Annotated in this window: 11 protein-coding genes; 10 read left to right on the plus strand and 1 reads right to left on the minus strand. The window is 65.1% G+C overall.

Features of this window, described 5'->3' with window-relative positions:
• Positions 1-50 precede the first annotated feature (50 nt).
• The 5 genes from GL284_RS15015 (at position 51) to GL284_RS15035 (ending at position 6,708) form a co-directional block, all read left to right on the plus strand.
• Positions 51-1,319 (plus strand): efflux RND transporter periplasmic adaptor subunit, encoded by a 1,269-nt coding sequence (locus GL284_RS15015; protein WP_155045452.1) that lies wholly within the window; start codon positions 51-53, stop codon positions 1,317-1,319.
• Between the two features lie 9 nt (positions 1,320-1,328).
• Positions 1,329-4,454 carry an efflux RND transporter permease subunit gene (locus GL284_RS15020; protein WP_155045453.1) on the plus strand — a complete coding sequence of 1,042 codons (3,126 nt, stop codon included), beginning with the start codon at positions 1,329-1,331 and terminating at the stop codon, positions 4,452-4,454.
• Between the two features lie 109 nt (positions 4,455-4,563).
• Positions 4,564-5,949, plus strand: a complete 1,386-nt coding sequence (locus tag GL284_RS15025) for an efflux transporter outer membrane subunit (RefSeq protein ID WP_155045454.1) — start codon at positions 4,564-4,566, stop codon at positions 5,947-5,949.
• A 40-nt stretch (positions 5,950-5,989) separates the two neighbouring features.
• Complete coding sequence (locus GL284_RS15030; protein ID WP_155045455.1) at positions 5,990-6,316, plus strand: YnfA family protein; 327 nt, start codon at positions 5,990-5,992, stop codon at positions 6,314-6,316.
• A gap of 2 nt (positions 6,317-6,318) precedes the next feature.
• Positions 6,319-6,708, plus strand: a complete 390-nt coding sequence (locus GL284_RS15035) for a barstar family protein (RefSeq protein ID WP_196216784.1) — start codon at positions 6,319-6,321, stop codon at positions 6,706-6,708.
• Here the strand turns inward: GL284_RS15035 and GL284_RS15040 are convergent.
• A complete protein-coding gene (locus GL284_RS15040; protein WP_279639283.1) occupies positions 6,705-7,577 on the minus strand; it encodes an oxidoreductase in 873 nt (290 codons plus the stop codon). The two genes, GL284_RS15035 and GL284_RS15040, sit on opposite strands and share 4 nt — an antisense overlap.
• Before the next feature lie 141 nt (positions 7,578-7,718).
• Between GL284_RS15040 and GL284_RS15045 the strand changes: the two genes are divergently transcribed.
• From GL284_RS15045 to GL284_RS15065, 5 genes are all read left to right on the plus strand, one after another.
• A complete protein-coding gene (locus tag GL284_RS15045; RefSeq protein ID WP_155045456.1) occupies positions 7,719-8,837 on the plus strand; it encodes an aminodeoxychorismate synthase component I in 1,119 nt (372 codons plus the stop codon).
• Positions 8,795-9,445: an aminotransferase class IV family protein gene (locus GL284_RS15050; RefSeq protein ID WP_425274243.1), complete on the plus strand. Its 651-nt coding sequence runs from the start codon at positions 8,795-8,797 to the stop codon at positions 9,443-9,445. The genes GL284_RS15045 and GL284_RS15050 overlap by 43 nt, the downstream gene beginning before the upstream one ends.
• A gap of 81 nt (positions 9,446-9,526) precedes the next feature.
• Entirely contained in the window at positions 9,527-10,051 is a 525-nt protein-coding gene (locus tag GL284_RS15055) for a TIGR00645 family protein (RefSeq protein WP_155045458.1), read from the plus strand.
• A 284-nt stretch (positions 10,052-10,335) separates the two neighbouring features.
• Positions 10,336-12,444, plus strand: coding sequence for a TonB-dependent receptor domain-containing protein (locus GL284_RS15060; protein ID WP_230383088.1), 2,109 nt, complete (start codon positions 10,336-10,338; stop codon positions 12,442-12,444).
• A 136-nt stretch (positions 12,445-12,580) separates the two neighbouring features.
• Positions 12,581-12,784 (plus strand): type 2 periplasmic-binding domain-containing protein, encoded by a 204-nt coding sequence (locus GL284_RS15065; RefSeq protein WP_230383087.1) that lies wholly within the window; start codon positions 12,581-12,583, stop codon positions 12,782-12,784.
• Positions 12,785-13,010 lie beyond the last annotated feature (226 nt).

Consider the following 13,010-nt stretch of genomic DNA (forward strand, 5'->3'; position numbering starts at 1 on the left):
TCCCTGTCCACCCATCTTCCTCCCCGAAGACCGATCCCGAAAGTCAGACCATGCATCATGACCGTATTTCCGGCAGGTTTGCCTGCCTGATGGCCGGCCTTGTGTTTCTTGCCGGTGCCGCCACCGCGCAAGAGTTGCCGCCGCCTGTCGTCAGCGTCCAGACGCTGCAAGCCGAACCGCTGCCCATCGTGAACGAATTGCCGGGCCGCGTCGCCGCCACCCGCACCGCCGAGGTGCGCCCGCGTGTCGGCGGCATCGTCGTCAAGCGCGTGTTCACGCAGGGCTCGCACGTTCAGGAAGGCGATGTGCTGTATCAGATCGACCCGGCCACCTATGCCGTGCGCGTGGCCTCTGCCGAGGCGACGCTGGCGCGGGCCGAAGCGACGCGGGACAATGCACAGGATCAGATGCGCCGGTCGGAAGCCCTGCGCGAACGCCGCGTGACGGCGGGGGTCGATCTGGAAAACGCCGCGACCACGCTGGCACAGGCCGAGGCGGATGTGGCCATCGCCCGCGCCTCGTTGCAAGAGGCGCAGCTTAGCTTGGGCTATACCGATGTCACCGCCCCGATCAGCGGCATCGTCGGGCGCGCGCTGGTGACGGAAGGCGCGCTGGTCAGCGCCCAGACCGATGTGATGGCGACGATCCAGCAGCTTGATCCGGTTTACGTCGATGTGACGCAATCCTCGTCCGAACTGTTTGCGCTGCGGCGCGCGCGGGATGCAGGCAAGCTGGCGATGGCGACCTCGGACGATGCCAAGGTGCAGCTGATCTTTGACGACGGCACGGAATATGCCCATCCGGGCAAGCTGCTGTTTTCCGAAGCCAGCGTGGACAGCTCGACCGGGCAGATCACGCTGCGCGCGGAATTCCCGAACCCCGATGGCGATCTGCTGCCGGGGCTGTATGTCCGGGCCCGTGTCGAACAGGCCGTGCGTGAAAACGCGCTGACCATTCCGCAGATGGCAGTGCAGCGCGACACCAACGGGCAGGCTTTCGTCTATGTGGTGAAAGAGGGCGACACCGTAGAACGCCGCGTCGTCACGCTGGGCCAGACCTATCCCACCGGCTGGCTGGTCGAGGACGGGCTGGCGCCCGGCGAACGCGTCGTCGTGGAAGGCGCGCAGAAGCTTTACCCCGACGCCAAGGTCGTCCCCGAGGCCGCGGCGGCAGGCGATGCGCCCGCCCCGGAAACCGCCCCCGCAGCCGCACCCGCCCCGGATGCGCAGCCCGCGACCGATGACCAGCCCGCAGCAGCGGCCGATCCTGCGGCCGAGCCGGCACCTGCCGCGCCGCCCGCCGCGAATGACGAAGGCTAAGACACGGATATGGCTCAGTTCTTCATTCACCGCCCGGTTCTTGCATGGGTGATCGCGATTTTCATCGTGATTGCCGGGATGCTGTCGCTGCCGCAATTGCCCATCGCGCAATATCCGCAGGTCGCGCCGCCGCAGATCCAGATCTCGACCGCCTATACCGGCGCATCGCCCACCGAGATGTATCAATCCGTCGCTCAGCCCATCGAGGAAGAGCTGAACGGCATCAAGGGCATCCAGTATTTCGAATCCACCTCGGACGTGTCGGGCTCGATCTCGATCACCGCGACCTTCGCGCCGGGCACAGATGTCGGGACCGCACAGGTTGACGTGCAGAACGCCGTCAGCCGGGTCGAACCCGTGCTTCCGCAAACCGTGGTCGATCAGGGCGTCACCGTCGAGGAAGCCGGTGCCGGCTTTCTGATGATCGTGTCGCTGACCTCGACCGACGGGTCGATGAACAGCGTTCAGCTGGGCGATTACATCAACCGCAACGTCGTCGGCGAAATCCGCCGCATCGACGGCGTGGGTCGTGCGCAGGTCTTCGCTTCGGAAGAGGCCATGCGCATCTGGCTTGATCCGGCCAAGATGACCGGCCTGAACCTGTCGCCCGCCGAAGTGGCCGCCGCCATCCGGGCGCAGAACGCGCAGGTCGCCGCCGGTCAGATCGGCGCCGACCCGAACCCCATCGGCCAGCAACTGACCGCGACCGTTCTGGTCAAGGGCCAGCTGACCCAGCCCGAGGAATTCGCCAATATCGTCCTGCGTGCCAATCCCGACGGCTCGACCGTCCGGCTGCGCGACGTGGCGCGGGTGGAAATCGGCGCGGACAGCTACAACTTCGCCTCGCGCCTGAACGGGCAGCCCGCGGCGATGATCGGCGTGCAGCTTTCGACCACCGGCAACGCGCTTGCCACGTCGGAGGCCGTGCAGGCCAAGATGAACGAACTGTCCGAGTTCTTCCCCTCGGGCATCCAGTATTCCATCCCCTATGACACCGCCCCCTTCGTCGGCAAATCCATCGAGAAGGTGATCCACACCCTGATCGAGGCCGTGGTGCTGGTCTTTATCGTGATGTTCCTGTTCCTGCAGAACTTCCGGTATACGGTGATCCCGACGCTGGTCGTGCCGATCGCGCTGTCGGGCACGCTGGCCATCATGCTGCTGGCGGGCTTTTCGATCAACGTGCTGACCATGTTCGCCATGGTGCTGGCCATCGGCATCCTTGTCGATGACGCCATCGTGGTCATCGAAAACGTCGAACGCATCATGGCGCATGAGGGCCTGCCGCCCAAGGAAGCCACGCAAAAGGCCATGGGCGAGATCTCGGGCGCCATTGTCGGCATCACGCTGGTGCTGTCGGCGGTGTTCATCCCGATGGCGTTCTTCCCGGGCTCGACAGGGATCATCTATCGTCAGTTCGCGCTGACCATGGTGGTGTCGATCCTGTTCTCGGCCTTCCTGGCGCTGACGCTGACGCCGGCGCTGTGCGCGACCTTCCTGAAACCCATCAAGGGCCATCACGAGAAAAAGGGCTTCTTCGGCTGGTTCAACCGCAAATTCGACGCGGCGACGCAGCGCTATGGCCGGGGCGTGTCGGTGCTGACGCGCCGCACCGGGCTGGTGATGCTGGTCTATCTGGGCATCGTGGGTCTGACGGGCTGGGGCTTCACCTCGCTGCCGACCTCGTTCCTGCCCAATGAGGATCAGGGCTTCATCATCTCGGATATCCAGACGCCTGCCACGGCAAGCTCGCAGCGCACCGATGCGGCGATCCGCACCATCGAGGAATATTACGGCCAGAACCCGGCGGTGGAAAACGTCGTGGGCATCCGCGGCTTCTCGTTCTCGGGGCAGGGGCCGAATGCGGGGCTGGCCTTCATCACCTTCACCGACTGGGCCGACCGCGACCAATCGGCCAATGACATCGCCAATGGCGCGAACATGGCGCTGTTCCAGACCAAGGATGCGCAGATCTATTCGCTGTCGCCTCCGGCCATTCCGGGCTTCGGCACGGCGGGCGGCTTCAGCTTCCGTCTGCAGGACCGGGGCGGCAATGGTCAGCAGGCTCTGCAGGCCGCAGCCCAGCAATTGATGGCCGAGGCCCAGAAGGGCGGCGTCGTCACGGGGCTGCGGATCGAAGGCATGCCCGCCGCCGCGCAGGTCTCGGTCGTCATCGACCGCGACAAGGCGCAGACCTTCGGCGTGGCCTTTGCCGATATCAACCAGACGCTGTCGGCCAATTTCGGCTCGTCCTATGTCAACGACTTCCCGAACCAGGGCCGGATGCAGCGCGTGATCGTGCAGGCCCAGCAGGAAAGCCGGATGCAGGCCGAAGAGATCCTGAAGCTGACCGTGCAGAACTCGCAAGGCGGCATGGTGCCCTTCTCGTCCTTTGCGACGGTGGAATGGGAACAGGGTCCGTCGCAGGTCGTGGGCTATAACGGCTATCCTTCGGTGCGGATCGCGGGCAGCGCGCTGCCGGGCTTTTCGTCCGGCGCGGCGGTGGCCGAGATGGAGCGGCTGGCCTCGGACCTGCCGCAGGGCTTTGCCTATGAATGGACCGGGCAGACGCTTGAGGAAATCAGCTCGGGCAATACCTCGGCGCTGCTTTTCGCCATGTCGATCCTGTTCGTGTTCCTGCTGCTGTCGGGGCTTTACGAAAGCTGGTCGATCCCGCTGTCGGTGATGCTGGTGGTGCCCTTGGGGGTCATCGGCTGTATCGCGGCGGTCATGCTGCGCGACATGCCGAACGACGTGTATTTCAAGGTCGGCCTGATCGCGATCATCGGATTGTCCGCCAAGAACGCCATCCTGATCGTCGAGTTCGCCAAGGACATGCGCGAACAGGGCATGACGCTTCTGGAGGCGGCGGTCGAGGCGGCGAAGCTGCGCTTCCGTCCGATCCTGATGACCTCGATGGCCTTCACGCTGGGCGTGGTGCCGCTGGCGATTGCCACGGGCGCCTCGTCGGCCTCGCAGAACGCGATCGGCACCGGGGTGATCGGCGGCATGATCTCGGCCACGATCCTTGCGGTGTTCTTCGTGCCGGTCTTCTTCGTCTTCGTGCTGAATCTGGTCAGCAAGATGCGTCGGGGATCCCCGGACAAGGCACCCGAAAGCAAGACGACGGGCTGATCTTCGGCCTGTCGACCGGCGCGGGCCGGGGCTGCTTTGGCCCCCATGGCCCGCGCCTTCAACCGTTTGAAGCCGCCGCAGGCGCGGGGGCGCATGAAAGAAGCAGCAGATGTCACATTCCTTGATCCTGTCGCGCCGCCTGATGCTGGGCAGCATGGCTTCGACACTGGCGCTGGCCGCGTGCGGGCAGATCGCCTATGACGCACCCAAGGCCGATGTCGCCGACCGCTTTGCCGCCGACAGCCCGGCGCGCCGCGCGGGCAGCAACGCCTGGTGGGGCGCGTTCCGCGACAGCCAGCTTGACGGTCTGGTGGCCACCGGGCTTGCGCGAAATCTGGACGTGCTGACCGCCATTCAGGTCATCCGCGAGGCGCAGGCGAATGCCCGTCTGGTCGGCGCCAACGACATTCCGAACGCCACGCTGGAAGGCGCGCTGCAGCGCGGGGACGCGCAGGGCACCGGAACCGTGGTCGATCAAAGCTCGGGCACGCTGGGCGTGTCGTGGCTGATCGACATTTTCGGCGCGAACCGCGCGGCCCGTCGCGGCGCGGCGGCCCAGCTTGACGCGGCTTATCTGTCCGCCGAGGTCGCCCGCCTGACCGTGGCCAGCGCCGTGGCGCAGGCCTATATCGACGCGCGTTACTATCAAGAGGCCGTGGTGCTGACCCGGCAAAGTCTGGAAAGCCGCCGCCGCACCCTGTCGCTGACCCGCGAACAGGACGTGCTGGGCTCGGTGTCCCGGATCGAGGTCTTGCAGGCCGAACAGCTGGTCACGCAGGCCGAGGCGCAGCTTCCAGCGCTGGAACTGGGCTATGACCAGTCGGTGAACCGGCTGGCCACGCTGACCGCCGGGCGCAGCGGCGATCTGGGCGCGCGTCTGCGGCGCGGCGGCAGCCAGCCCCGCGCGCGGTATCGCGCCAGCGTGGGCGTGCCCGCCGATGTGATCCGGGCGCGGCCCGATGTCCGCGTCGCCGAACGGCAACTGGCCGCAGCCGTCGCGGGCGTGGGCGAGGCGCAGGCCGCGTTCTATCCCAAGCTGACGCTGTCGGGCAATGTCACGCCGATCGATCTGGGCAGCGCGGGCAGCATGAAGACCTGGGCCTTTGGCCCGCAGCTTTCCGTGCCGCTGTTCAATGCCGCCAATCAGGCGCAGCTTTCGGCGGCGCAGGCCAAGGCCGAACAGGCGCGGCTGGCATGGCAATCCTCGGTCCTGAACGCCGTCGAAGAGGTCGAGAACGCGCTTGCGGGCTATAACCGCGATTCCCGCGCCGTGGCCGCCCAGACCCGCCTTGTCGCCAACGCCGCCGAGTCGGTCGATCTGGCGCGCACCTCGTATGAGCTGGGCGAGGCGGGCTTCTTCCCGGTTCTGGACGCCGAGCGGACGCTGCTGGATGCCCGTCAGGAACTGGCCAATGCCGTGCGCCAGCAGGCGCTGAACTTCGTCGCGCTTAGCGTGGCCTCGTCGGGCGGGGTCGGGATCCCGGCCACGAACTAAGGGATTTCCCTTTTTGGGCGCGGGGATTAGTCTCGCGCCCATGACCGTCGCCCTGATCTATCCGATGGCCGCGCTGGCCGAAATCGCTGGCTGCTTCGCCGTCTGGGCGTGGTGGCGCAGCGGCGCATCCGTGCTGTGGCTGATCCCCGGAATGGTCGCGCTGGCGGGGTTCGCATGGCTTCTGGCGCAGGTCGAAACGTCGGCTGCCGGGCGGGCCTATGCGGCCTATGGCGGGGTTTATATCATCGCCTCGGTCCTGTGGATGTGGCTGGTCGAGGGCGAGCGTCCCGCCTTTTCGGACGTGCTGGGCGCGGCGCTTTGTCTTGCGGGTGCGGTGGTCATCCTTGGCTTTGCCCGGCCCGCCTGACCATGCGCCGCCTTGTCATCGAAGGCGCGAATTTCCACGACACCCCCGGCTTTTACACCGAGATCAACCGCGTCTTCATGGCGGATGAAAGCTGGCAGCTTGGCCCCAGTCTGGATGCGTTTAACGACCTGCTGCATGGTGGCTTTGGCGCGCTGCGGGGGGATGGGCCGGTCACGCTGATCTGGCGCGATTTCGCCAAAAGCCGCGCCGATCTGGGCCTTGCCGCGACGCGCGATTATCTGACGGCCAAGATCGCCCGGCCCGACCTGTTCAACGCAGCCAGGTTTCAGGCCGATCTTGACGCCCTGAATGCCGGGACCGGGCAGAGCTATTTCCAGATCCTGCTTGAGATCATCGCCGGACACCCCCGCATCACGCTGCGCCCGGCCTAGCCGCCCAGCCCCGCAATGGCATCCAGCCGCGCCACATGGTCCGGCGACAGCCGCAAGGCTGCTGCGGCGATGTTCTGATGCAGATGCGCGCGGCGCGAGGTTCCGGGGATCAGCAGGATATTCGGGCTGCGCTGCAACAGCCATGCCAGCGCCACGGCCTGCGGCGTCTGGCCCGCCTCCTGCGCCACGGCGGCAAGTTCCCGGTCCTGCAAGGGGGTGAAACCTCCCAGCGGGAAATAGGGCACATAGGCGATGCCCTCAGCCGCCAGCGCGTCGATCATGTCATCGTCGGCGCGATGCACCAGATTGTAATGGTTCTGCACGCAGACGATGGGGGCGATGTCGCGGGCAATGCGCAATTGCGCCTCATCGACCGTGCTGACGCCGATATGCGCGATCAGCCCCTCATCCTGCATCTGCCGCATCACCTGCATCGGCGCGGCAATATCGTCCTGCGGCCCGCCCATGCGCAGGTTCACGATGTCCATGCGCGACAGGCCAAGCCGCTGAAGATTGTCCAGAACCGAGGCGCGCAGGAAATCGTCGCCGCGTTCCAGCACCCACGCGCCCTTGTCATCGCGCCACGCGCCGATCTTGGTGACGATGACCAGATCCTTGGGATAGGGAAAGATCGCCTCGTGGATCAGGCGGTTGGTGACATGCGGGCCGTAAAAGTCGCTGGTGTCGATATGATCGACGCCCTGCGCCAGCGCCTCGCGCAGGACGGCGCAGCATTCCTCGGGGTCCTTGGGTTCGCCGAAGACATGCGGCCCGGCCAGTTGCATGGCGCCATAGCCCATGCGGTTGACGGACAGATCACTGCCCGGAAAGGTGAAACGCCCTGCGGCGGAGGCGGCAGACATGTGCATGATAACGGCCCTTCCTGTGGTCCCGCGCAGTCTAATCCTTCGGCACGCCTTCGAGAACGCGAATTTACAGCGACTTCGCCGCTGGCGCCGCTTCTGCTTGCGGCGCGGGCCTGCTATGGCGCTGAAATTCAGGAGGCGCGGATGATCACGTTCGATTTCGGACCCGGGGAGCGGCCGGCGCAGTTCTGCGACCCGCAGGAACTGATCGTGGCGTGGCAGGCCGCGGACCTGCCCGCCGCCCTTGCGCGCGCCGATGCGCTGCGCGGAGAGGGCGCGTGGATCGCGGGCTGGCTGACCTATGAGGCGGGCCTTGCCTTCGAGCCGCGCCTGTGGTCGCTGATCCCCGATACCGGCCAGCCGCTGGCGGTTCTGGGGGCCTATGCCGGTCCCTCAGAGCCGGTGCCGCTGACGACGGGGAAGGTCCGGCTGTCTGCCCTGACACCGGCGATCACGCAGGACGACTATCGCGCGGCCTTTGCGCGCGCCCAGGCCTACATCGCGGCGGGCGACTGTTATCAGATCAACCTGACCTTTCCGCTGGACGCCCGTCTGATCCAGGGCACGCCCGCCGATCTGGCATCCGCCTTGGCCCGCTTGCAGCCGGTGGGCTTTGGCGCTTTTGCCGATATGGGCGTGGGTCCGGTCGTCATCTCGCGCTCGCCCGAGCTGTTCTTTCGCACGCAGGCTGATGGCCGGATCGAGGCACGCCCGATGAAGGGCACCGCACCGCGCCATCCCGATCCCCGCCGGGATGCGGAACTGGCGGCGGGGCTGGCGGCCTCGGAAAAGAACCGCGCCGAAAACCTGATGATCGTCGATCTGCTGCGCAACGACATCTCGATGCTGGCCCGCGTCGGATCTGTGCGCGTGCCCCAGCTTTTCGCCGTCGAGAGCTTTGCCACCGTGCATCAGATGACTTCAAGTATCACGGCGCAACTGACTGATCCGGCGTCAATTTCGTCCCTTATGCCCGCACTGTTCCCCTGTGGCTCGATCACCGGCGCGCCAAAGATCCGCGCCATGCAGATCATCCGGGAACTGGAACCGCAACCGCGCGGCATCTATTGCGGCAGTTTGGGCTGGATGGCGCCCGATGGGGCCTCGGCCTTCTCCGTGGCGATCCGCACCCTGTCCGTCAGCGGAACCGATATCCGGCTGAATGTCGGCGGCGGGATCGTCGCGGATTCGACCGCCGACAGCGAATGGGAGGAGGCGCTTTGGAAAGCCCGTTTCATGATGCCCTTGACGATCCCGGGCTAAGCCTGATCGAAACCGTGCTGTGGGACGGCGCGGCCTGCCCGCTGCTGGACGGGCATCTGGCGCGTCTGTCAGCGGGCGCGGCACGGCTGGGGTGGCACGTCGATCCCGAAAAAGCGCGTGCCGCCTTGCAAGGTCCGGCAGGCCAGCCCGCGCGATTGCGGCTGCTGCTGGACCGAAGCGGCGGGCTGACGCTGCAATCGGCGCCGCTGCCCGCGCCGATCCCGCTGTGGCGGCTGGGCCTGTCCGACATGCGGCTGCGGTCGGACGATCCGTGGCTGTCGGTCAAATCCACCCGCCGTCCCGCCTATGACGCCGCCCGCGAGGCGATGCCTGCGGATTGCGATGAACTGGTCTTGCTGAACGAACACGATCAGGTCTGTGACGGCACCATCACCACGCTGTTCTTTGATCGCGGCGACGGGCTTTGCACGCCGCCCTTGTCCTGCGGGCTGCTGCCGGGCGTGCTGCGCGCCTCGATGCTGGCGCGGGGGGCCTGCCGCGAGGAGATTTTGCCGGGAGCCGCCCTGCCGCAGGTGCGGCTTTGGGTCGGCAATGCGCTGCGCGGATTGTCGCCCGCGATATGGATCGGCGACAGGTCGCTGAACTAAGGCGTTCTGGCCGATGCGCGGGCTGGTGGCGGCACGGGGCCGTGCGTATCTAGGCCGCGCAGCTTCCCCATAGGAGAATTCATGGAACGCCTGATCGAACGAAGCCTTTTTGCCAGCCGATGGCTGATGGCCCCCATGTATCTTGGTCTGGCCTTCGCGCTTGTGCTGCTGGTCTGGGTCTTTGCCGTCGAGCTTTGGAAGCTCATCCTGCTGCTGCCGGTGATGACCGTCGACGACGCCGTGCTGGGCGTGCTGGCGCTGATCGACCTGAGCCTTGCCGCCAATCTGCTGATGATCGTCATCTTTTCCGGCTATGAAAACTTCGTCAGCCGGATGAACCTTGAAACGCAGGAAGACCGCCCGGAATGGCAGGGTGAGGTCGATTTTTCGGGTCTGAAGCTGAAGCTGGTCGCCTCGATCGTGGCGATTTCGGGCATCCATCTGCTGAAGGTGTTCATGGATGTTGCGCATTACACGCCCGAACATATCCGCTGGATGGTCGTCATCCATCTGGTCTTCGTGATTTCCGGGGTTCTGCTGGCGGCGATGGACTGGATTGCCAGCCACGCAAAGACCCTGAAAAAGCCGAAACCCATCGCAAACTGAGTCGCAAGTAACCTAGGCGGCGCAGTTTTGCATGTGACAACGCGCCGCCGATCCCGGCGAATTCCGACAGCAGATCACAGGACTGTGCTTTTTTTGCCACGGCTATGCCAAGGATTCAGGGAATGCAGGAAAAACAAGCCCTTCAATGCGCGCGCCTTGGTTGACACCGCAGCCCGACCCCAACATAGACCAAATCGTCTGCCGCCACGCCGACCCGTCCTAGCAAGCATTCACGCCAGCAAATCACCACCGATGGTCGGCCTTTGTTGAAGGAATGCTTGTCAATGTCATCTGGAAACCCGCGACCGTCCGCGGATCTGAAATTGCGCGCGCTGCTGCTGTGTTCTGCCGTGGTCATGCCCTCGGTCGCGATGGCTCAGGATGCGACCAGCCAGCCGTCGGTCGCACTGGATACCGTCGTCATCACCGCATCGGGCTTTGAACAAAGCGTGCGCGACACGCCCGCCTCGGTCTCGGTCATCACCTCGGAAGATCTTGAGAAGGGCAGCTTCACCAACCTGTCCGATGCATTGCGCGAAGTCACCGGCGTCGTCACCACCGGCAGCGCCAACGAAGAAGACATTTTCATTCGCGGACTGCCCGGCCAGTACACGCTGATCCTTGTCGACGGCAAGCGCCAGAGCACCCGCGAATCCCGCACCAACGGCAATGCGGGATATGAGCAAAGCTTCATCCCGCCGGTCTCGGCCATCGAACGGATCGAGGTCGTGCGCGGTCCGATGTCGTCGCTTTACGGCTCGGATGCGATGGGCGGCGTCATCAACATCATCACCAAGCCCGTCGCCGACGAATGGAGCGGCTCGGTCACGGCCGAAGCCACGCTTCAGGGCGAGGACGGCTTTGAAAACAGCCAGCAGCTGTCCTTCTATGCCTCGGGTCCGGTCATCCGCGACCAGCTTAGCCTGCAATTGTGGGGCCGCAAGCTGGATCAGGATCCGTCCGATATCGAGGCCGGGCCTGCGGGTTCGGACGACTTCGATCTGACCGGCCGTCTGACATGGGCGCTGGACGCGCAGAACGAATTCCGCTTTGAAGCCGGCCGCACGCGCCTGAAAAGCGAAGAACTGGGCGGCGAAAGCTGGCGCAACCACGACCGCAACCACTGGTCGCTGAGCCACAAAGGCAGCTATGGCGAGACCGATACCGAGGTCGCGATCTATCAGGAAGTCGGCGAACGCGTCAGCTTCGGTCCCGATGATGACAGCGGCCTGATCGTCGAAGATCCGCGCTCGCCCGAGGTCACGAACACCACCATCGACGCCAAGGCCTCGACGCCGCTGGACTGGAATGGCGCGCACCGCCTGACCTTCGGCGCGCAATACACCAAGGCCTCGATCCGTGACCAGAACCCCGGCCAGCAGGCTGAACTGGACCCGGCGGACCGCTATGACCAGACCTTCTCGAACTGGCAGTGGGCGCTGTTTGTCGAAGACGAATGGCGGGTGCGTGACGATTTCGCCCTGACGCTGGGCCTGCGCTACAGCGATCACGAGATCTATGGCGGCCATATCACGCCGCGGATCTATGGTGTCTGGGACGCGACCGACCAGCTGACCGTCAAGGGCGGCATCTCGACCGGCTTCCGTGCGCCGGACGTGCGGTCGATCGTGCCCGATTACGCCTATACCACGGGCGGCGGCAGCTGCCGCAGCCGCAATAGCTGCGGCGTCATTCTGGGCAATGACGATCTGGATCCGGAAGAAACCACGAACTTCGAGCTTGGCGCGATCTATGAGGCCGACAGCTACAGCGTCAGCGCCACGGCCTTCCACACCAAGTTCAAGAACAAGCTGCAACAGCGCATCGCCGAAGACGCAGCCGGTAACCCGGTCACCTGGGACGGTCCGCAATATCGCGGCGATGACGGTCTGCTGCACGACTATATCGTCTATCAGAACTTCAACGTCGATGAGGCCACGATCTCGGGCGTGGAACTGGCGGGCGACTGGTCGATCACCAGCGATCTGGAAATGCGCGCCAGCTATACCTACACGAAGTCGAAGCAGAAAACCGGCGATTTCCGGGACTTCCCGCTGGCCCGCACGCCTGAGCACATGGCCAGCCTGCGCTTTGACTGGATGACGCCGGTGACGGGTCTGGATGCGTGGCTTTCGGCCAATTACCACGGCACCGAGATCGCCTCGGGTCTGCGCATCGGCACCAATGGCAGCCCGATCACGATCAACGGGGTCGAAGGCCGCAAATACGGCGCCTATACCACCGTCGATCTGGGGGCGAATTACCAGATCAACGACCGCGCCCGCCTGAACGCCGCCGTCTACAACGTGCTGAACGAGGAAATCAACGAAACCGAGTTCAACACCATCAAGGAAGGCCGCCGCCTGTGGCTGGGGCTGACCGCGGAATTCTGATCGGTTCCAAGGTGATATCATTCCGGCCGGGGCGTTCCCCGGCCGGTTTTTTTTATGTCCTGATGGCTGCCGCTGATGGAGTCTGATCGGCTGGCTGGCCAGCTAATGAAGGCCTTGGCCGTGAAGGCTGCTTGGCGTGGCGCTGATCGACGAGTTTTCGGTGGCCGAGCTTTACATGCCCGGTGTGACGCGTCGGCCTCTGGTTGAAAAGGCGGCGATCACGGCCTGGGTGGTGACGCGCAAGGGGCGGCCCTTGTCCAGCTTTGCCGAAATGACCATCGAACGCTTCCGCCGCGAGATGGCCGCGGCGGTGGCGCGCGAGGCGTGGGATGTGCCGTGACGGAGCCTTTTCCTGACCGTGACGCGACCTCCCGCGGACCGTCGCGTAAAAGCCGAAACGCCCCCTCCGGACCGTGAGGCAACCGTCCTTTGACGGAAGCGCAATCTGCTGAGCCGTGATGCCATTTCCCCACGGAACGCAAACCTCAGCTAAGCACTTCTCCCACACGCCGCAGGATAAGCACCCAAAGCGCCCGCCTTTTGCCGTGCTCGCACCGGGAAGCGTG

Origin of the sequence: Paracoccus shanxieyensis (genome assembly GCF_009711265.1) — a bacterium.
Classification (GTDB): domain Bacteria; phylum Pseudomonadota; class Alphaproteobacteria; order Rhodobacterales; family Rhodobacteraceae; genus Paracoccus; species Paracoccus shanxieyensis.